At 52.2% G+C, this 17,311-nt stretch carries 24 protein-coding genes; 9 read left to right on the top strand and 15 right to left on the bottom strand.

The window, feature by feature from the left end:
* Positions 1 to 26: 26 nt before the first annotated feature.
* From gspG to HV237_RS01795, 8 genes are read left to right on the top strand one after another with little or no spacing between them, the layout of a single operon-like run.
* Positions 27 to 419, top strand: coding sequence for a type II secretion system major pseudopilin GspG (gene gspG / locus HV237_RS01830; RefSeq protein WP_047358922.1), 393 nt, complete (start codon positions 27 to 29; stop codon positions 417 to 419).
* A gap of 5 nt (positions 420 to 424) precedes the next feature.
* A complete protein-coding gene (gene gspH, locus HV237_RS01825; protein ID WP_047358910.1) occupies positions 425 to 916 on the top strand; it encodes a type II secretion system minor pseudopilin GspH in 492 nt (163 codons plus the stop codon).
* Positions 913 to 1,299, top strand: a complete 387-nt coding sequence (gspI, locus tag HV237_RS01820) for a type II secretion system minor pseudopilin GspI (RefSeq protein ID WP_016154755.1) — start codon at positions 913 to 915, stop codon at positions 1,297 to 1,299. Before gspH ends, gspI begins: the two co-directional genes overlap by 4 nt.
* Positions 1,283 to 1,855: a type II secretion system minor pseudopilin GspJ gene (gene gspJ / locus HV237_RS01815; protein ID WP_047358909.1), complete on the top strand. Its 573-nt coding sequence runs from the start codon at positions 1,283 to 1,285 to the stop codon at positions 1,853 to 1,855. Before gspI ends, gspJ begins: the two co-directional genes overlap by 17 nt.
* Entirely contained in the window at positions 1,852 to 2,838 is a 987-nt protein-coding gene (gene gspK, locus HV237_RS01810; protein WP_047358908.1) for a type II secretion system minor pseudopilin GspK, read from the top strand. Before gspJ ends, gspK begins: the two co-directional genes overlap by 4 nt.
* Before the next feature lie 10 nt (positions 2,839 to 2,848).
* The gene (gspL, locus tag HV237_RS01805) at positions 2,849 to 3,994 is read left to right on the top strand and encodes a type II secretion system protein GspL (RefSeq protein ID WP_047358907.1); all 1,146 of its coding nucleotides are present in this window, start codon (positions 2,849 to 2,851) and stop codon (positions 3,992 to 3,994) included.
* Positions 3,991 to 4,458, top strand: a complete 468-nt coding sequence (locus HV237_RS01800; protein WP_046274617.1) for a type II secretion system protein M — start codon at positions 3,991 to 3,993, stop codon at positions 4,456 to 4,458. Before gspL ends, HV237_RS01800 begins: the two co-directional genes overlap by 4 nt.
* On the top strand, positions 4,455 to 5,234 hold the full coding sequence (locus HV237_RS01795; RefSeq protein ID WP_047358906.1) for an A24 family peptidase: 780 nt from the start codon (positions 4,455 to 4,457) through the stop codon (positions 5,232 to 5,234). Before HV237_RS01800 ends, HV237_RS01795 begins: the two co-directional genes overlap by 4 nt.
* A 37-nt stretch (positions 5,235 to 5,271) precedes the next feature.
* Here HV237_RS01795 and bfr read toward each other — a convergent pair whose 3' ends face one another.
* From bfr to fkpA, 11 genes are all read right to left on the bottom strand, one after another.
* A complete protein-coding gene (gene bfr / locus HV237_RS01790; protein ID WP_016154761.1) occupies positions 5,272 to 5,745 on the bottom strand; it encodes a bacterioferritin in 474 nt (157 codons plus the stop codon).
* Between the two features lie 71 nt (positions 5,746 to 5,816).
* Positions 5,817 to 6,011, bottom strand: coding sequence for a bacterioferritin-associated ferredoxin (gene bfd / locus HV237_RS01785; protein ID WP_003031111.1), 195 nt, complete (start codon positions 6,009 to 6,011; stop codon positions 5,817 to 5,819).
* 185 nt (positions 6,012 to 6,196) lie between these two features.
* Positions 6,197 to 7,381, bottom strand: a complete 1,185-nt coding sequence (gene tuf, locus HV237_RS01780; protein ID WP_003031109.1) for an elongation factor Tu — start codon at positions 7,379 to 7,381, stop codon at positions 6,197 to 6,199.
* 69 nt (positions 7,382 to 7,450) lie between these two features.
* Positions 7,451 to 9,565 carry an elongation factor G gene (fusA, locus tag HV237_RS01775; protein ID WP_016154762.1) on the bottom strand — a complete coding sequence of 705 codons (2,115 nt, stop codon included), beginning with the start codon at positions 9,563 to 9,565 and terminating at the stop codon, positions 7,451 to 7,453.
* A gap of 96 nt (positions 9,566 to 9,661) precedes the next feature.
* Entirely contained in the window at positions 9,662 to 10,132 is a 471-nt protein-coding gene (rpsG, locus tag HV237_RS01770; protein ID WP_016154763.1) for a 30S ribosomal protein S7, read from the bottom strand.
* A 95-nt stretch (positions 10,133 to 10,227) separates the two neighbouring features.
* Positions 10,228 to 10,602 (bottom strand): 30S ribosomal protein S12, encoded by a 375-nt coding sequence (gene rpsL, locus HV237_RS01765; protein ID WP_003023654.1) that lies wholly within the window; start codon positions 10,600 to 10,602, stop codon positions 10,228 to 10,230.
* Positions 10,603 to 10,727: 125 nt separating this feature from the next.
* The gene (gene tusB, locus HV237_RS01760; RefSeq protein ID WP_016154764.1) at positions 10,728 to 11,015 is read right to left on the bottom strand and encodes a sulfurtransferase complex subunit TusB; all 288 of its coding nucleotides are present in this window, start codon (positions 11,013 to 11,015) and stop codon (positions 10,728 to 10,730) included.
* Positions 11,016 to 11,022: 7 nt separating this feature from the next.
* Positions 11,023 to 11,382 (bottom strand): sulfurtransferase complex subunit TusC, encoded by a 360-nt coding sequence (tusC, locus tag HV237_RS01755; protein WP_047358153.1) that lies wholly within the window; start codon positions 11,380 to 11,382, stop codon positions 11,023 to 11,025.
* Complete coding sequence (tusD, locus tag HV237_RS01750; protein ID WP_016154766.1) at positions 11,382 to 11,768, bottom strand: sulfurtransferase complex subunit TusD; 387 nt, start codon at positions 11,766 to 11,768, stop codon at positions 11,382 to 11,384. The genes tusC and tusD overlap by 1 nt, the downstream gene beginning before the upstream one ends.
* Positions 11,768 to 12,490, bottom strand: a complete 723-nt coding sequence (locus tag HV237_RS01745; protein ID WP_003023643.1) for a transcriptional regulator — start codon at positions 12,488 to 12,490, stop codon at positions 11,768 to 11,770. The genes tusD and HV237_RS01745 overlap by 1 nt, the downstream gene beginning before the upstream one ends.
* A 167-nt stretch (positions 12,491 to 12,657) precedes the next feature.
* Positions 12,658 to 13,476 carry an FKBP-type peptidyl-prolyl cis-trans isomerase gene (fkpA, locus tag HV237_RS01740; protein WP_016154767.1) on the bottom strand — a complete coding sequence of 273 codons (819 nt, stop codon included), beginning with the start codon at positions 13,474 to 13,476 and terminating at the stop codon, positions 12,658 to 12,660.
* 232 nt (positions 13,477 to 13,708) lie between these two features.
* On the opposite strand from fkpA, the gene HV237_RS01735 reads away from it, so the two are divergent.
* A complete protein-coding gene (locus HV237_RS01735; protein ID WP_003023639.1) occupies positions 13,709 to 13,927 on the top strand; it encodes a protein SlyX in 219 nt (72 codons plus the stop codon).
* A 49-nt stretch (positions 13,928 to 13,976) separates the two neighbouring features.
* On the opposite strand, the gene slyD is transcribed toward HV237_RS01735, so the two are convergent.
* The 4 genes from slyD to kefG all read right to left on the bottom strand — a co-directional run bounded on the left by slyD (position 13,977) and on the right by kefG (position 17,242).
* Positions 13,977 to 14,582: a peptidylprolyl isomerase gene (gene slyD / locus HV237_RS01730; protein WP_003023634.1), complete on the bottom strand. Its 606-nt coding sequence runs from the start codon at positions 14,580 to 14,582 to the stop codon at positions 13,977 to 13,979.
* A 94-nt stretch (positions 14,583 to 14,676) separates the two neighbouring features.
* Entirely contained in the window at positions 14,677 to 14,877 is a 201-nt protein-coding gene (locus HV237_RS01725) for a YheV family putative zinc ribbon protein (protein WP_016154768.1), read from the bottom strand.
* 8 nt (positions 14,878 to 14,885) lie between these two features.
* On the bottom strand, positions 14,886 to 16,691 hold the full coding sequence (gene kefB / locus HV237_RS01720; RefSeq protein ID WP_047358154.1) for a glutathione-regulated potassium-efflux system protein KefB: 1,806 nt from the start codon (positions 16,689 to 16,691) through the stop codon (positions 14,886 to 14,888).
* Entirely contained in the window at positions 16,691 to 17,242 is a 552-nt protein-coding gene (gene kefG / locus HV237_RS01715; protein WP_003023629.1) for a glutathione-regulated potassium-efflux system ancillary protein KefG, read from the bottom strand. The genes kefB and kefG overlap by 1 nt, the downstream gene beginning before the upstream one ends.
* Between the last annotated feature and the right edge of the window lie 69 nt (positions 17,243 to 17,311).

Below are 17,311 nucleotides of genomic sequence, written 5' to 3'. Positions count from 1 at the left end.
AGCAGCGAGGATTTACGCTGCTGGAGATGATGGTGGTGCTGGTTATTTTGGGCATCCTCGCAAGCCTGGTCGTCCCCAGTTTAATGGGCAATAAAGACAAAGCCGATCACCAGAAAGCCGTCAGCGACATCGTGGCGCTGGAGAATGCGCTGGATATGTACAAACTGGATAACTATCGCTATCCGCTGACGGCACAGGGGTTAAAGGCGCTGGTCGAAAAACCGACCGCCAGCCCAATCCCGGAAAATTACAACGCGAAGGGATATATCAAGCGTCTGCCACAGGATCCCTGGGGTAATGAGTATCTGCTGGTTAGCCCTGGTGAACACGGCGATTACGATATTCTCTCCGCAGGTCAGGACGGTGAACCCGGCACCGCTGACGACATTACTAACTGGGAACTGGGTAAAGCGAAATAATCGGAATGAGGCAGAAGGGATTCACGCTACTGGAAGTCATTCTGGTGCTGACGATTATCGCGCTTGGCGCCTCGCTGGTGATGATGACCTACGGGCGACAAAATGATACCGCGAAAGCGATTACCGCAGCCGAACAGCTGGCGGCACTGACTGAATATGCCGCTGACTGGTCAACCATGGAGGACCGCAGTACCGGTATTGAGATCCGCGAACAAGGCTGGCGCATCGTCACACCGATTGGCAATCGCTGGCAGACGCCAACACAGTTCTATCGCCTGGCGACCGAGGGCAAGTGGGAAAATGACTGGCAGGTGGCTCTGTTCCCGGCGTCGCTCGCCAGGCAATCCGTCGGCACGCCGCAAATTCTGATTCACCCGGACGGTGAAATTACGCCGTTTACGCTACACATCCGCAGCCGTAAAAATAACAGGCTGCTGTTCACGCTCGCCAGCACCGGCGGGCTGCCGCTGGTGCTCACCCGAGGCGAAAGCCGATGAGCCAAAGGCAATCAGGAATGACGCTTCTGGAAGTGCTGCTGGCGATATTCATTTTCGCCACCTGCTCCCTCGCGCTACTCAACAGCCTGCACGGTCAGGTTAGCGCCACCGCAAAAATGGAAGAACAGGTGCTTGCCGGTTGGGTAGCGGATAATGTGCTCAAAACCTATCAACTGGCCGGGCAGAGCCCCGCTAAAACCGCCACGGGCAGCAGCATAATGGGTAAACGCCGCTGGGCCTGGTCGTTGACAGTCTCACCCGCCGATGCTTCTGGCCTCAGCACCTGGACAGCAGACGTCGCTCTTGAGGACAAACAGCAGATCCGCCTGCAGCGCTTTATCCCCTCGCCGCAAGGAGGACCGCAAAATGTGTCCCCGCCCTGAGAAACAGCGCGGCTTTACCCTGCTGGAAGTTTTACTGGCTATTGCCCTGTTCGCCATGCTCAGCCTGCTGACGGCGCAGATGCTGACGACGACAATTGACAGTAACGAGCAGACCAAAAAGCATCAGCAGCGTTTTTCCGCTATCGTGCGTACTGTCAATTTGCTGGATAAAGATATCCGACAGCGGGTGCCAGTAACCCAATTGCAGGGCGAAAAAGAGACGCTGATGCTGACGACAGCCAGCAGTAACAGTTATCCTGGCGCCTGCTGCGCGCCCGATATCCAGCGAGTTCAGTGGTATCTGCAGGATCATACTTTATACCGCACGCTCTGGCGCTACCCGGAAGATACAACCCCGGCCATCACTCAGCCGATGCTCAATGGTGTGAACACCTTCACGTTGCGTTATTACAACGGTAAAGAGAAAGCGTGGACGGACACGGCGAAAATTCCATCTCCTGGCGCGATGGAAGTCACTCTCAAACTTGCTGATTCCGGCACGATAACTCGTCTGACGCTGTTGCCAGAGAACCGCCAGCCAGGAGAACAGCAATGACCCGGCAAAAGGGCGTGGCGCTGCTGGTAGTGCTGATGATCCTAGCAATTATGGCGGCGCTGGCCAGCGAAATGACCGTGCGCTACCAGATCAACCTCAAACGCACCAGCTACACCCGGATGCGGCTACAGCAAAACTGGCTGGCAGAGCTGGCTGAAAGCCAAGCCATGCGTATTCTTGAACAGGACCTGCGGGATAATGAGAAATACCTCACTCACGAGCAGCTCTGGGCGCAGCCGCAGCGTATTCAGCTCGCCAGCGGCGATGTTGTTAGCTGGCAGATATCTGACGAGCAGGCCTGTTACAACATTAATGCGCTGATTAACGCCCCGACCGATCGAATGAAAGAGCCGCCCGCCAGCGTGAGCGTCTTTCTCGCGCTGCTGGACAACGTTGGCGTCACCAATGCCCAAGCTGAGGCGCTGGTTGATGCTATCGCCGACTACATCGATAACGACGATATCCCACGCGCCTCCGGTGCCGAAAATGAGTATTACCAAACAAGTAACGACCCCCACACCATTGGCGGACGACGTATCTGGTCAATCAGTGAGCTCAAACAAATCAAAGGGATGACGCTTTCTCTTTACCAGCAAATCTCCCCGCTACTCTGCGCGCTGCCTGATGATGAGCTAAAAATCAACATCAACACCCTGACGCGCCGGGATGCACCGTTGCTTGCGGCGATGATCAATAATGCTGTCCCGCCACGCGAGATTGAGCGCTTTTTTGATACCCCGCGCAAAGGACGAAAAATCAGCATTGAGACGCTGTTAAAGACATTCGATAAGGATAATCCAGCTCATAAGCTGTCGCAGTCCACATTCAAAAGCATTGCGGTGGCGACCAGTCGTTACTTCCGACTTGAAACGACTATCGAACAGGGCGATAGCGCCGGGAGCACCATCAGCCAGTTGGAATACGATCCCAAAAGAAAGGCTCTGTTTATTACAGCCCGCAAAAGCGTGGCGCGCGACCATTAAAGGGAACTAAATGACGCCAGACACATTACTGCTACGTCCGCTGCCGGGAAAACTGGAATGGTGCTGCCCCAACGAGGCGCAGCCTCCGGTTATTGTTGAACAGGCGGATTACCTCCAGCCGAACGCGCTGACCGACCTGCCGGATGCCGGTAACGCCTGCCTGTTCCTGTCACCTGATTATTTCTGTTTTCGTCGCGTCGAATTACCGACGGAAAACTACAAAATCAGTGAACAAACGCTGGGCTGGCTGGTGGAGGACGCCGTTGTCGGTGATACAGACAGCCTGCACTGGACGGTTCTCACCAGAGAAGAAAACACGCTCCATCTCGCCGGGATCGCCAGGACCACGCTGAACGATCTATTGACGACTTTCCACACAGCTGGCGTGACGTTGACGTATATCGTTCCGGATGGTTTCTGGCTGCCGTATGTCACGGATAGCTGGAGTCTGCTAAAACAAGATGAGCGATGGTTAATCCGTTACGACACGTGGAAAACAGGCGTGCTGAGTGAGGCACTGCTCATGCATTTACTTGCCAGCCATACAGAGCAGAAAATCATCAGCGCCAGCCCGCTTCCTGTGCCTCACGCTTATGTCGAATACCTTGACTGGCAGCCACCGCTGGTGTGCGCCTGCAATGGTGATAATATTCAGGACATTAACGTATTACACGGCAGCTTCCGCCCTTTGCCTCCGACACAACCGACCCCGCGTCTGCTGAAATATGCCGCCATAGCAACATTTGCCCTGGCAATAGCGCTCTTCTCAGGGCTGAAAGGGGTGATGCTCTGGCAGCTTCATCAACAGAAACAGGCACTCTCAGCGGAAGGTGCCACCCTGTGGAACCGCTATTTCCCAGGTGATAACCGCAACAGCAATTTTAAATATTTCTTCGAATCGTCCGCGAGGGATCGCTATCCGGATGTGCTGACGTTACTGACTCAGCTTCAGACCCGATTAAGCACATTGCCGGGGCTTACCATCCGCGAGGTCAACTACCGGCTCGAACAACGCCTTTTTACCCTGACGCTCAACGTTCGCGATCCGGAACATCTTCGCCGCTTTATGGTGCAGACAAACGACGAATTTATCCTGACTCAACCGCCAGAAGGGACGACAGATAGCGTCCGGCTGACCCTGAAGGAGCGCAAATGAATATGAATAGCTGGTGGAGCGAAAAAAACGGCAGAGAGCAACGCAGTCTGATATTCCTCGCCGTTTTCTGTCTGCTGGCGGGATTCTGGTACGGCGTGGTTCAGCCCCTGGATAACGCTATTGCACAGCAGAGGCAGGAAAATGATCGTCTCAGGAGTGAGATCCTGTGGGTAAATGAGGCGATTCAGCGTCGCGGATTAGTTGCCAGTAGACCGGGCACAAAGACCGATCCGGCACTGATACAACATAGCGCGCAGCAGGCAGGTCTGAATATCAGCGTTGTGACATCCACTCCCGATCATTTTGCGATCTCGCTTCCCGTTGTCAAAACCGAACCATTATTTGCGTGGCTTAATACCCTACAAAATGAGGGAATACAGGTTTCGCAACTCACGTTTAGCGCCCGCCCGGTCGCCGGGGAGATTGCGGTGGAAGCCCTTGAACTCTATCCGGTGGGGAAATGACGGAACTCATTAATATTGCAGCAATGGCATTTGTCGGGCTGATAGTCGGCAGCTTTATGAATGTAGTGGTTTATCGACTGCCGATCATGATTGAGCATCGGCACAGCGAAACATGGAATATCGCCAGGCCTCCGTCGCACTGTCCGCACTGCCAGCACAGGCTATCGGTGCGTAACACTATTCCACTATTCAGTTGGCTGTGGCAGCGGGGGCGTTGCCAGGACTGCGCGCAGCCCATTTCATGGCGTTACCTACTGACTGAACTGGCGTGTTCTTGTGTTTTTGCGCTTAGCGCCGCGTTTGTCTCTTCAATATCAGATGCGATTGCCATCATGACGCTGTTCTGGTTTATTTTCGCCCTGGCGCAAATTGATCTCCGGACGTACCTGCTGCCGGATGTGCTGACGCAGCCGCTGCTCTGGCTCGGTCTGCTATATCACAGCGTTTACGACAGAGAGATGTTACCCGACGCGCTGTACGGCGCTGTCGCTGGCTATCTGACGCTATGGCTGGTCTGGTGGGGATGCAAAATACTCGCGGGAAAAGAGGGCATCGGCCTGGGTGACGCTAAGCTACTGGCGGCGATGGGTGCCTGGTGTGGATGGCCAGCGCTACCGCCCATTTTACTCGCTGCATCGTTGCTGGGCATTGTCTGGTGGCTGATCCTACGCCTTACCCGAAGGACGTCGATACCGCTTATTGCGTTCGGTCCGTGGCTTGGACTGGCAGGCTGGTTGATTTTCAGCGCGCAAAGCTCAGGTGTTATCGGGTACTGAAAGGAGCGGCAGGCCTGCCGCTCTGCAAAGTTTGCGTCTACGCTTCGCGAATCTGTGCCTGAAGATAGTTCTGGAGTCCCATCTTCTGGAGCAGATCCAGCTCCGTTTCCAGCCAGTCAATGTGACCTTCTTCATCAGCAAGGATTTCGATCATCATATCCCGGCTAACGTAGTCATGGACGCTGTCGGCATAGGCAATGGCTTCACGTAAATCTTTAGCCCCATCGAGTTCGAGTCGAAGATCGGATTGCAGCATCTCTTCAACGTCTTCGCCTATACCCAACTTACCAAGATCCTGTAAGTTTGGGAGCCCTTCTAAGAATAAAATACGCTCGATATATTTATCAGCGTGTTTCATCTCATCGATAGATTCATGGTACTCAACATCATTGAGGCGAGTCAGTCCCCAGTTTTTGAACATACGAGCATGGAGAAAATACTGGTTGATTGCGACAAGCTCATTTCCCAATAGTTTATTGAGATAATTTATGATTTTAACATCACCTTTCATTTTATAGTCCCTCCGCTTCCACTCTTAGAGCGTAGATGGGGCTACAGGGATGTCAAAAAAAAGAGTGTGACTTAGGCGATCTCTTTAAATTCTGGCATTTGCGTTAATTCATCCTGCATGACTTCGCGGGCAGCACGAATACACTTACCGCATTGATTTCCAACAGGAATAAATTTACGCAATTGCTGAAAGGACTGAGGATGAAACTGGCGAACAGCCTGACGTATTTTTTTATCACTTATCGCATTACACAAACAAACGTACATGATCGCTCCCGTTCAATTTCTGCGCAAAGTGTAAATGAGAATAGTTATGATTACAATAGCACAACGCTATTTACGCAGCGGGAGAATGAATGAAAAATGCGAATAAATATGACAACTGCTAAATCGCGGACAGCAAAAAGGGCGCCGAAGCGCCCTTTTTAAGCTCAAAGCTAATTAATCAATAATTAGCTCATTACTTTAGCAACAACGCCCGCACCAACAGTACGGCCGCCTTCACGGATTGCGAAACGCAGACCGTCGTCCATCGCGATTGGGTGGATCAGGGTAACAACCATTTTGATGTTGTCGCCCGGCATTACCATCTCAACGCCTTCCGGCAGTTCGATGGTACCAGTCACGTCAGTAGTACGGAAGTAGAACTGCGGACGGTAGCCTTTGAAGAACGGAGTATGACGGCCGCCTTCATCTTTGGACAGAATGTACACTTCAGATTCGAACTTGGTGTGCGGCTTGATAGAGCCCGGCTTAGCCAGTACCTGACCACGTTCGATTTCTTCACGTTTGATACCACGCAGCAGAACACCAACGTTCTCACCAGCACGGCCTTCGTCCAGCAGTTTGCGGAACATTTCAACGCCAGTACAGGTAGACTTAGCAGTCTCTTTGATACCAACGATTTCAACTTCTTCACCAACTTTGATGATACCGCGCTCTACACGACCGGTAACAACGGTACCACGACCGGAGATGGAGAATACGTCTTCGATAGGCAGCAGGAACGGCTTGTCAATCGCACGCTCTGGTTCTGGGATGTAAGAATCCAGGAAGCCAGCCAGTTCGATGATTTTCGCTTCCCACTCTGCTTCGCCTTCCAGCGCTTTCAGAGCAGAACCACGAACGATCGGAGTGTCGTCGCCCGGGAAATCGTACTGAGACAGAAGTTCACGAACTTCCATTTCTACCAGTTCCAGCAGCTCTTCGTCATCAACCATGTCGCATTTGTTCAGGAACACGATGATGTACGGAACGCCTACCTGACGACCCAGCAGGATGTGCTCACGAGTCTGCGGCATCGGGCCGTCAGTCGCAGCAACAACCAGGATCGCGCCGTCCATCTGCGCAGCACCGGTGATCATGTTTTTAACATAGTCGGCGTGGCCCGGGCAGTCTACGTGTGCGTAGTGGCGAGTCGGGGTGTCATATTCAACGTGAGAGGTGTTGATGGTGATACCACGAGCTTTTTCTTCCGGCGCGTTATCGATCTGGTCGAATGCACGAGCAGCACCGCCGTAGGTTTTAGCCAGTACGGTGGTGATTGCAGCGGTCAGGGTAGTTTTACCGTGGTCAACGTGGCCGATGGTGCCGACGTTAACGTGCGGTTTTGTACGTTCAAATTTTTCTTTAGACACGGCTATATTCCTTACTATAGTGCTCTCCCCTGGGGAGAGAGCACGGGACTTAGGTTTTAATCCTGTGGCTTATTTACCACGGGCTTCAATAACGGCCTGAGCAACGTTGTTCGGCGCATCGTCGTACTTCAGGAACTCCATGGAGTAAGAAGCACGGCCTTTGGTCAGAGAACGCAGCTGGGTTGCATATCCGAACATTTCAGACAGCGGAACTTCAGCATGGATAACAACGCCAGTGACGTTGGATTCCTGACCACGAAGCATACCACGACGGCGGCTCAAGTCACCGATTACGTCACCGGTGTTCTCTTCCGGAGTCTCTACTTCAACCTTCATGATAGGCTCAAGCAGAACTGGTTTCGCTTTCTTAAAGCCATCTTTGAAGGCGATAGAAGCGGCCAGTTTAAACGCCAGCTCAGAGGAGTCAACGTCATGGTAAGAACCGAAGTGCAGACGCACGCCCAGATCAACAACCGGGTAACCAGCCAGCGGGCCAGATTTCAGCTGTTCCTGGATGCCTTTATCAACGGCCGGGATGTATTCGCCAGGAATTACACCACCTTTGATGTCGTTGATGAACTCGTAGCCTTTCGGGTTTGAACCCGGCTCCAGCGGGTACATGTCGATAACAACATGACCGTACTGACCGCGACCACCAGACTGCTTAGCGTGTTTACCTTCGATATCGGTAACTTTCGCGCGAATCGCTTCACGGTAAGCAACCTGAGGTTTACCGACGTTCGCTTCAACGTTGAATTCACGCTTCATACGGTCAACGATGATGTCGAGGTGCAGCTCACCCATACCGGCGATAATGGTCTGGTTAGATTCTTCGTCAGTCCAAACGCGGAATGACGGGTCTTCTTTAGCCAGACGGCCCAGAGCCAGACCCATTTTTTCCTGGTCAGCTTTGGTTTTCGGTTCTACCGCGATGGAGATTACCGGCTCAGGGAATTCCATACGCTCCAGAATGATCGGGTGATCCGGGTCACACAGAGTGTCACCAGTGGTCACGTCTTTCAGACCGATAGCAGCAGCGATATCGCCCGCGCGAACTTCTTTGATCTCTTCACGTTTGTTAGCGTGCATCTGTACGATACGGCCAAAACGCTCGCGTGCAGTTTTCACTGAGTTCAGGATGGTGTCACCGGAGTTAACCACACCAGAGTACACGCGGAAGAAGGTCAGGTTACCCACGAACGGGTCGGTAGCGATTTTGAATGCCAGTGCAGCAAACGGCTCTTCATCGCTAGCATGACGCTCAGCCGGAGTATCTTTACCGTCGTCCAGAATACCGTTGATCGCAGGTACGTCGACTGGGGATGGCAGGTAATCAATTACCGCATCCAGCATCGCCTGAACACCTTTGTTCTTGAACGCAGAACCACAGGTTACCAGGATGATTTCGTTGTTCAGAACGCGCTGACGCAGAGCTTTTTTGATCTCTTCTTCAGTCAGTTCTTCACCACCCAGGTATTTCTCCATCAGCTCTTCTGAAGCTTCCGCAGCGGACTCGATCAGGTTCTGGTGCCATTCTTCAGCCAGTTCCTGCATGTCAGCCGGGATATCTTCATAAGTGAAGGTTACGCCTGCATCTTCTTCGTTCCAGTTGATGGCTTTCATTTTCACCAGGTCAACAACACCGGTGAACGCTTCTTCAGCGCCAATCGCCAACTGCAGCGGAACAGGGTTCGCGCCCAGACGGGTTTTGATCTGACCAACAACTTTCAGGAAGTTCGCACCCATACGGTCCATTTTGTTAACGAACGCAATGCGTGGAACTTTATATTTGTTTGCCTGACGCCATACGGTTTCAGACTGAGGCTGAACACCACCAACTGCGCAGTAAACCATTACTGCACCATCAAGCACACGCATGGAACGTTCTACTTCGATAGTGAAGTCAACGTGCCCCGGGGTGTCGATGATGTTTACGCGATGCGGTTCATACTGCTTAGCCATACCAGACCAGAATGCAGTAGTCGCTGCGGAGGTGATAGTAATACCACGCTCCTGCTCCTGTTCCATCCAGTCCATGGTGGCTGCGCCGTCATGAACTTCACCGATTTTATGGTTTACACCGGTGTAGAACAGAATACGTTCGGTAGTAGTGGTTTTACCGGCGTCGATGTGCGCACTGATACCGATGTTACGGTAGCGCGCGATGGGTGTTGTACGAGCCATTTGATTCCTCGTTTATCTTTTAGGCGTTCAATTTAAGTAGCCCAAAGCGGGCTGCTTACTAGAAGCGCCCGCCTGGTGACTAAAACTCCGAAGGGATTACCAACGGTAGTGTGCGAACGCCTTGTTGGCTTCTGCCATACGGTGAACGTCTTCACGTTTCTTAACTGCAGTACCTTTGTTTTCTGCAGCATCAGAAAGTTCGTTCGCCAGGCGCAGAGCCATGGATTTATCACCGCGTTTACGAGCAGCTTCAACGATCCAACGCATTGCCAGGGCATTACGGCGAACCGGACGGACTTCAACTGGAACCTGATAAGTAGAACCACCAACGCGGCGAGACTTAACTTCGACAGTCGGACGCACGTTTTCAAGGGCTACTTCAAAAGCTTCCAGGCCATCTTTACCAGAACGCTGAGCCAGGGTCTCCAGCGCGCTGTATACGATGGTTTCTGCAGTAGATTTTTTACCATCTACCATCAGGATATTTACAAATTTAGCCAGCAGCTCTGATCCGAACTTAGGATCCGGCAGAATTTTACGCTGACCAATGACGCGACGACGTGGCATGGGAATACTCCGTTGTTAATTCAGGATTGTCCAAAACTCTACGAGTTTAGTTTGACATTAATATAAAACGTTTGGCCTTACTTAACGGAGAACCATTAAGCCTTAGGACGTTTCACGCCATACTTGGAGCGTGATTGCTTACGGTCTTTAACGCCGGAGCAGTCAAGCGCACCGCGAACGGTGTGGTAACGAACACCCGGGAGGTCTTTTACACGACCGCCACGGATCAGGATCACGGAGTGCTCCTGCAGGTTGTGACCTTCACCACCGATGTAGGAAGTCACTTCAAAACCGTTAGTCAAACGCACACGGCATACTTTACGCAGTGCGGAGTTTGGTTTTTTAGGAGTGGTAGTATATACACGAGTACATACGCCACGTTTCTGCGGGCATGCTTCCAGTGCAGGCACGTTGCTCTTTGCAACTTTGCGTGCGCGTGGTTTGCGTACCAGCTGGTTAACTGTTGCCATTAAATAGCTCCTGGTTGTAGCTTTCGCTTCGTAAACACGTAATAAAACGACCTCATACAATATGAGGACGCAGAATTTTAGGTCGGTGTCGAAAAGGTGTCAAGAAATATACAACGATCCCACAATTACCAGGACATCTGGCTGGGATGCTTCACCGTAAGTCTGACGAAGTCAGTATAGCTAACCCTGACGACACTGTCTGAAATTTGACCACCTAAGCCGCGAGCTTTAATGTCTTCTTCCAGTACATAGACCTTAATGGAGGCATTTTGCAGACTTTCAAGGAAACGGCTTCCTTCTATTGCCGCGGTCACGCCATCCTGAAGCAATAAAAGTTCATCGTCTTTACCAATCAGGCGAAGAAGAGAGGAGAAATCGGTAAGCCACGCGGAACGATGTAATGTGTGCAGCATGAGTATCTCAAAACCTTAAAATGACGTCATAGTTGCCTAGCTCACGGCGTAAATCTTCCGGTTCCAACGCTGTCGCATCGACCACAAAATTATCCCCCTGTTGGAGGCCTCGCTCGCGTAATGAGGCGGCACAAAGCCAACATTGATCGATATCGTACAACCCTAACAGCTTGAAGGTTGCGATATAGTCGCGAGCCAGCACGACATACGGTTGTTGTCCCTGGAGGATTTGAAAAACGCCATCGCCGATAAAGAATACGCCGAGGTCTTCCGTTAATGCCGATGTCGCCAGTAAGGCATCTAACCCTTCGCGGCCAGACGAACTGCCATGCGGCACGGTAGAAAAGACAAAAGCAACACGTTTCATTAAAACTGCACCACGCGATCGCAGGTCAGGGATGCCTCAGCCAGCGAACCCAGCCCGCTGAGGTTAAAACCTGATTGTAAATTAGCCCCTGCCAGTCCCAGTCGCTTCGCTTCTGTTTCATCAACGACGCCGCGACGCAACGCCGCAGCTACGCAGATATTCAGCGTCACGCCATGCTGCTGGTTCAGCTGTTGCCAGGCCCGCACCAGATCATATTCATCACTGGCAGGTGAAGTCAGGAAGTTGGCGTTATACACACCTTCACGATAGAAAAAGACGCTGCATAGCTCATGCCCTTCTTTGAGTAACGCATGAGCAAATTGCAACGCGCTGCTCGCCTGCTGCGTGCCATAAGCTGGCCCCGTCACCATAATGGCAAAACGCATTACTTGTCTTGCCCCTGGAAATCGCCGCTTTTGAACTGACGAATATAGAGGTAAACCGTGTGCTTGGAGATGTTCAGCCGATCGGCGACCTGGTTAATGGCATCTTTAATATCGAAGATACCTTTCTCATACAGATTCAGGACAATCTGGCGATTCTTGGCATTGTTGGAAACATTACGATCGGCATTCACTTCTTCAATCGTGAATTCCAACGTTTGGGTAACCAGGTCTTCCACCGAAGAAGCGAAGTTAACGGCAGAACCCACTTCCGGGGTTTCCGGTGGGATAAAGGTATTCATTATCTGCGAGAATGGAACATCAAGGTTCATGTTGATGCACAGCAGACCAATCACGCGATGCTCACGGTTGCGAATGGCAATCGTCACCGACTTCATCAAGACACCGCTTTTCGCACGTGTGAAGTAACACTTCGACACGCTGCTATCCGCACCCGTCATATCATGCAGCATACGCAACGCAAGGTCAGTAATCGGCGAGCCAATTTTGCGGCCCGTGTGTTCACCGTTAGCAATGCGGATGGCCGAGCATTTCAAATCCTGCAAAGAGTGCAATACGATTTCACAATGGGAACCAATGAGCATCGCCAACCCGTCCACAACCGCTTCGTAGGATTTGAGGATATCGAAATCGGTTTGATCGAAAGGACGTTGATCCAGTAAATCTAGCTCACTGGTTTCGTTGGTTAAAAGCGACCTGGACATGAAAAAAAGCACTCCTTTTCAGGAGCCTGTCGTTATGTTGTCAGGGCAGGCTCATCACTATTATAGGGGCATCTAAAGTAATACAGCGCACAAGGCGCTTTCCAGTATTAATTATATCCTGTCGATAATAAAAAACCGCCGCCCTGTGGGCGGCGGTATCTGGTTACTTACTTTTTGCTGCTGTCCGCAGCTTTAGCTGCCGGTGCAGCATCTGGCTGCGCATCGGCTTTCGGTGCCGGTTTGATGTCTAACAGTTCAACATCAAAGACCAGCGTAGAGTTAGCCGGAATGCCCGGTACGCCGGTTTTGCCGTAAGCCAGATCCGGCGGGATAACCAGCTGGATTTTGCCGCCTTTCTTGATGTTTTTCAGGCCTTCGGTCCAGCCTGGGATAACACCGTCAAGACGGAAAGAGAGCGGCTCACCGCGGGTATAAGAGTTATCAAACTCTTTACCATCAATCAGCGTACCTTTGTAGTTGACTACCACGGTATCGCTATCTTTCGGTGCAGCGCCGGTACCTTCTTTCTCTACTTTATAGACCAGGCCAGTAGAAGAGGTTTTAACGCCCTTCTCTTTAGCAAATTTCTCGCGGTAAACTTTACCTTTGGCTTCATTGTCAGCCGCGTCTTTTTCCATTTTCGCCTGAGCGGAGCTCTTCACGCGTGCTTCAAACGCCTGCAGAGTTTGTTCGATTTCCTGGTCAGACAGTTTGCTCTTGTCTGCAAACGCATCCTGAACGCCAGCGATCAGCTGATCTTTATCCAGTTTGATGCCCAGTTTTTCCTGCTCTTTCAGAGAGTTTTCCATATAACGACCCAGGGACGCGCCCAGCGCGTAAGCGGCTTTTTGGTCGTCATTCTTGAATGCTGCTTTGCTGTCAGCAGTAGCGGCTGGTTTCGCAGCGTCAGCAGCGAAGGTGATCGGGGCATGCAGAGCAACAGCCATTGTGGTCGCCAGCAGCGTTACTTTAAACAGTGATTTCATCCATATCTCCAGGGCCGGGGCATCTCACCCCAAGGTTAGCTAACATAAAAATGTACTATAAAGCGTTGCAGAACAAATCAACATACGGGCACGCCCTATTATCACCACTTTTCAGACTCTTTTTGTTTAAATTAGTTTCGTGACCGAAGATTGAGTGCTGTGCAAACAGGCAAAGTTAAGTAGAATTCGCCGCAGTCCGCGATCTGCCGGAGAAAAAAGAAAGAGGTGAATCATGCAGGATACAACAATGGAAACTCGCCTGGCTGAACTGGAAAGTCGCCTGGCATTTCAGGAGATAACCATTGAAGAGCTCAACGTGACGGTGACCGCGCATGAACTGGAAATGGCAAAACTCCGCGACCATCTGCGTTTATTGACGGAGAAGCTCAAGGCAACGCAGCCGTCCCACATCGCGTCGCAGTCTGAAGAGACCCCGCCGCCACATTATTGAGACATAAAAAAAGCGGGATATTCCCGCTTTTTTTTATGCCGTATAACGATTAGTGGCAACCGCAACCGCCGCCGTTACCTTTACCGCCACCGCCGCAGCAGCCTTCGCCACCGTGCTCGTGACCATGGTCGTGACCGTGACCACCGCAGCAACCGTCATGACCGTGGTCATGATCGTGGTCGTGACCGTGCGCACCGTGAACGTGGCCGTGAGCCAGCTCTTCTTCGGTCGCTTCGCGGATAGCGACAACTTCTACGTTGAATTTCAGATTCTGGCCAGCCAGCATGTGGTTACCGTCAACCACAACGTGGTCGTCTTCCACTTCGGTAATTTCTACCGGTACTGGACCCTGGTCAGTTTCAGCCAGGAAACGCATGCCAACCTGCAGTTCGTCAACGCCCATGAAGACGTCTTTAGGAACGCGCTGCACCAGGTTTTCGTCGTACTGACCGTATGCGTCGTTTGCGCCAACAGCAACATCGAATTTGTCGCCAACTTCATGACCGTCCAGCGCTGTTTCCAGGCCAGAAATCAGGGAACCGTGACCATGCAGGTAGTCCAGCGGTGCACTCACCGGAGACTCATCAACCAACACACCGTCTTCTGTACGTACCTGATAGGCCAGGCTGACCACCAGGTCCTTTGCTACTTTCATGATATCTCCTGAGCATGGAAAGAATAGTGGCGCAGATTGTAGCGGAATTCTGCACCCGTGTACCCTCTAGCTTAAAAAAAGCTGCGCCATATCGCTAGTCCGGATGAAAAATCCCGATCACTTGCTCTTCTTTGCGAACGTGCTCGCGCGCCTCTTTATCGGCTTCCCGCATCTGATGACCGCACTTAACACACTCAACAATATCGATATTATTTTCGCGCCACATCGCCAGCGTATCCTGCGCCTGGCAGGAGGGACATTTTGCGCCTGCGATAAAACGTTTACGAATTGCCATGGTTACCTCTACTCAAATTCATCCCAGCCATCCAGCTGACGTCGCTCTTGCTGCATCTCTCGTTGGAAAATCTCCTCAAGCTCGCGCCGGGCTTCCCTGGCTCGGGAGATTTGTACCGTATCCGTGTGCATGGGGATCAGTTCCCGCAACATGCGCATATCCAGCCGCCGAAAATGCAGCTGAGCGCGCTGAGCCTGGTGCGGATGCATCCCTAGCGTAACCAGCGTTTTTCGCCCTAACTCCAGCGCACTGGAAAACGTTTCGCGGGAAAACTGCGTCACACCAGCCTGTAATAACTCATGCGCCTCTACACGTCCGCGCGCACGCGCAAGAATATGCAAATGCGGAAAATACTGTTGGCACAGCGCCACCAGCTTCATAGTGTCTTCAGGTTCATTACAGGTAATAACAATAGACTGTGCGGCTTCTGCACCCGCGGAACGCAACAGATCCACCTGCGTGGCATCACCGTAATAGACCTTATAGCCATATTTGCGCATTAAATTCACTGCGCTGATATCTCTTTCCAGGACGGTAATACGCATTTTATTGGCCATCAACAGACGACCAATAACCTGACCAAAGCGCCCGAAACCCACCACAATCACCTGCGGTTTATCATCTTCCACCCAGGGTTTTTCATCTTCTTCATCCGTGCCGTTAAACTGGCGGGAGAGCCATTTATCAATCAACTTCATCACCAGCGGCGTGGTCATCATCGACAGCGTGACGGTCACCAACAACAGCGCCATTTGGTCACCCTGAAACAGCCGTTGGGAAGAGGCCGTTGAAAACAGCACGAAAGCGAATTCACCGCCCTGACTTAAAACCCCGGCAAACTGCATCCGTTCTGAGCTTCTCATGCCGTTAAGACGCGCCAGTACATACAGCACCAGCATTTTTACGACCACCAGCACCATCACGCTCGCCGCCACCCACAAAATATGGGTATAGAGCACGCCAAGGTTAAGCGACATACCTACGGAGATAAAAAACAGGCCAAGCAACAGGCCTTTAAACGGATCGATTGCCGTTTCCAGCTCATGTCGGTATTCGCTTTCCGCCAGCAGCACACCTGCGATAAAGGTCCCCAGCGCCATCGATAGACCCAGCGCATCCATAAATAAAGCAGAACCCAGCACTAACAGCAGCGTGGCGGCGGTGAACACTTCCCGCACGCCAGAATCCGCAATAAAGCGGAAAACCGGACGCAGCAAATAGCGCCCGCCAATCAGCATGCCGGCAAAGGCCAGCACCTTCATCCCTACTTTGATCCAGTCAAAATGTTCGTCAGCAGACCCCGCCAGCAGCGGAACCAGCGCCAACGCGGGGATCACCGCCAGATCCTGAAATAGCAGCACCGAAAAGCCCAGTTGTCCGGATTCACTGCGATTCATGCCTTTTTCGCGCATCAACTGTAGCGCCATAGCAGTCGATGACATCGCCAGACCAATGCCGCCAACCACTGCTGCCTGCCAGGAGAACGCTGTAAGCATCAGTAGCCCTGCCAGCACGACCGCGCTTAGCATCACTTGCGCGGCGCCGACGCCAAAAATTGAACGCCGCAATTGCCACAGTTTGGCTGGATTAAGTTCCAGCCCAATGATGAACATCAGAAAAACTACGCCCAGTTCGGAAAAGTGTAAGATTTCATCCACATCGCTGATGAACCCTAATCCCCATGGGCCGATAGCAATCCCCGCCAGCAAGTAACCCAGCACCGGACCGATACCCAGTTTTGAGGCCAGAGGAACGGCAGCCACCGCCGCGAAGAGGAACAACACGCCGGCAGTCAATAAATCAGAACCTTCCATCAGCGGCCTCCCACAGGGATCGGATTCGCCAGCCAGTCACCATACGCTTTCGCATGGCTGTCCAGCTCCTGTTTCGTTTGCCGTCTGGCCCAGTAGACAATGATAGGGCTCATCCAGTGCATGCGGCACATACCGGCCGTTAGCTCAAAAGGGCGCAGTACATCGCTCATTGGATAACGGTTTAGCGCGTCATAGCGGTAGGCGCTTTCCGGCTCTCCGGTAGTGATAACGCTCCGCCAGTACTTTCCCGCCAGTTGATTCCCCCCGGGGCCGCTGGCAAATCCTCGACTCAGTACGCGGTCAAGCCACTCCTTTAACAATGCCGGGCAGCTATAGGTGTAGAGCGGATGCTGAAAAACAATCACATCATGCTCGCGCAGCAGCGCCTGCTCATGCGGAATGTCGATAAAAAAGTCAGGATAGTGCGCGTACAGGTCGTGCACGGTAACATTGCTGAGCTGCATAGCCGGTTTAAGCAGTACCCGGTTCGCGACCGAGTCCTGAGATTCCGGATGGGCATACAGCAGCAAGACTTTCGCTGGCTGGAACATCATCCCCCTCCCGGTTTTGTCTTTTGTCTATTTTCGACGTTTTGGGCTACCATTGCGCCTCGGTGCGGC

The sequence above is a fragment of the Citrobacter sp. RHBSTW-00570 genome (assembly GCF_013739755.1).
GTDB classification, from domain to species: Bacteria; Pseudomonadota; Gammaproteobacteria; order Enterobacterales; family Enterobacteriaceae; genus Citrobacter; species Citrobacter braakii.
This window is presented reverse-complemented; position numbering and strand designations above follow the sequence as displayed.

Bases quoted from the DNA above. Each gene is read 5' to 3' on its own strand.
- tusD (WP_016154766.1), bottom strand. From the start codon at position 11,768: ATGCGTTTTGCCATTATGGTGACGGGGCCAGCTTATGGCACGCAGCAG.
- gspL (WP_047358907.1), top strand. From the start codon at position 2,849: ATGACGCCAGACACATTACTGCTACGTCCGCTGCCGGGAAAACTGGAA.
- gspJ (WP_047358909.1), top strand. From the start codon at position 1,283: ATGTGTCCCCGCCCTGAGAAACAGCGCGGCTTTACCCTGCTGGAAGTT.
- tusB (WP_016154764.1), bottom strand. From the start codon at position 11,015: ATGCTGCACACATTACATCGTTCCGCGTGGCTTACCGATTTCTCCTCT.
- gspK (WP_047358908.1), top strand. From the start codon at position 1,852: ATGACCCGGCAAAAGGGCGTGGCGCTGCTGGTAGTGCTGATGATCCTA.
- gspI (WP_016154755.1), top strand. From the start codon at position 913: ATGAGCCAAAGGCAATCAGGAATGACGCTTCTGGAAGTGCTGCTGGCG.
- gspH (WP_047358910.1), top strand. From the start codon at position 425: ATGAGGCAGAAGGGATTCACGCTACTGGAAGTCATTCTGGTGCTGACG.
- HV237_RS01745 (WP_003023643.1), bottom strand. From the start codon at position 12,490: ATGTCCAGGTCGCTTTTAACCAACGAAACCAGTGAGCTAGATTTACTG.
- rpsG (WP_016154763.1), bottom strand. From the start codon at position 10,132: ATGCCACGTCGTCGCGTCATTGGTCAGCGTAAAATTCTGCCGGATCCT.
- HV237_RS01800 (WP_046274617.1), top strand. From the start codon at position 3,991: ATGAATATGAATAGCTGGTGGAGCGAAAAAAACGGCAGAGAGCAACGC.
- bfd (WP_003031111.1), bottom strand. From the start codon at position 6,011: ATGTACGTTTGTTTGTGTAATGCGATAAGTGATAAAAAAATACGTCAG.
- bfr (WP_016154761.1), bottom strand. From the start codon at position 5,745: ATGAAAGGTGATGTTAAAATCATAAATTATCTCAATAAACTATTGGGA.
- slyD (WP_003023634.1), bottom strand. From the start codon at position 14,582: ATGAAAGTAGCAAAGGACCTGGTGGTCAGCCTGGCCTATCAGGTACGT.
- fusA (WP_016154762.1), bottom strand. From the start codon at position 9,565: ATGGCTCGTACAACACCCATCGCGCGCTACCGTAACATCGGTATCAGT.
- gspG (WP_047358922.1), top strand. From the start codon at position 27: ATGATGGTGGTGCTGGTTATTTTGGGCATCCTCGCAAGCCTGGTCGTC.
- HV237_RS01735 (WP_003023639.1), top strand. From the start codon at position 13,709: ATGCAGGATACAACAATGGAAACTCGCCTGGCTGAACTGGAAAGTCGC.
- kefB (WP_047358154.1), bottom strand. From the start codon at position 16,691: ATGGAAGGTTCTGATTTATTGACTGCCGGCGTGTTGTTCCTCTTCGCG.
- kefG (WP_003023629.1), bottom strand. From the start codon at position 17,242: ATGTTCCAGCCAGCGAAAGTCTTGCTGCTGTATGCCCATCCGGAATCT.
- HV237_RS01725 (WP_016154768.1), bottom strand. From the start codon at position 14,877: ATGGCAATTCGTAAACGTTTTATCGCAGGCGCAAAATGTCCCTCCTGC.
- rpsL (WP_003023654.1), bottom strand. From the start codon at position 10,602: ATGGCAACAGTTAACCAGCTGGTACGCAAACCACGCGCACGCAAAGTT.
- fkpA (WP_016154767.1), bottom strand. From the start codon at position 13,476: ATGAAATCACTGTTTAAAGTAACGCTGCTGGCGACCACAATGGCTGTT.
- tusC (WP_047358153.1), bottom strand. From the start codon at position 11,382: ATGAAACGTGTTGCTTTTGTCTTTTCTACCGTGCCGCATGGCAGTTCG.
- HV237_RS01795 (WP_047358906.1), top strand. From the start codon at position 4,455: ATGACGGAACTCATTAATATTGCAGCAATGGCATTTGTCGGGCTGATA.